Genomic DNA, 712 nt, shown 5'->3' on the forward strand with positions numbered 1-712 from the left:
CAACTGGAGCGTGGGGGTACCGGCGAGCGTGATTTCCGGCCTCAGCGACGGCACCGTGACCGTCACGGCATCAGTCACCGACGCGGCGGGCAATACCGGCACCGGCAGCCATGACGTGACCGTCGACACCGGCTTGCCATCGGTCAACTTCAACGCCATCAGCGATGACAACGCCCTGAACGCGGTTGAAAAGGGTCAGGATCTGAGCGTCAGCGGCACCAGCGCCAACCTCGCGGAAGGAACCGTGGTGACCGTAACCCTGAACGGCAAAAACTACGCGGCCACGACCGCGGCAGACGGTACCTGGAGCCTGACGGTTCCGGCAGCGGATCTGGCCGGTCTCGGTCAGGCCAACTACACCCTGAACGCGACCGCCACCAACGGCGTGGGCAACACCGTGAGCAATACCGCGAACCTGCTGGTGGACACCGCGCTGCCGACCGTCACCATTAACACCGTGGCGGGCGACAACGTCATCAACGCGGCGGAAGTGGCGGCAGGTCAGCCCCTGAGCGGCACCGTGGCGAATGCCGAAGCGGGCAATACCGTCACCGTCACCATTGGCGGCAACAGCTACACCGCAACGGTGCAGAACGATCTGACCTGGTCCGTGAACGTGCCGTCTGACGTGCTGACCGCGCCGGGCAACGGCAGCCTGAGCGTGACGGCGACCGTCACCAATGGCCACGGCAACACCGGAACCGGCGAGCGC

Annotated in this window: 1 protein-coding gene; it reads left to right on the forward strand. The window is 65.7% G+C overall.

The window, feature by feature from the left end:
• On the forward strand, window positions 1-712 hold a 712-nt coding region (locus tag ENTMO_RS27025; protein ID WP_010430923.1), incomplete at both ends, for an Ig-like domain-containing protein.

It is taken from the genome of Enterobacter mori LMG 25706 (assembly GCF_000211415.1).
Lineage (GTDB): Bacteria > Pseudomonadota > Gammaproteobacteria > Enterobacterales > Enterobacteriaceae > Enterobacter > Enterobacter mori.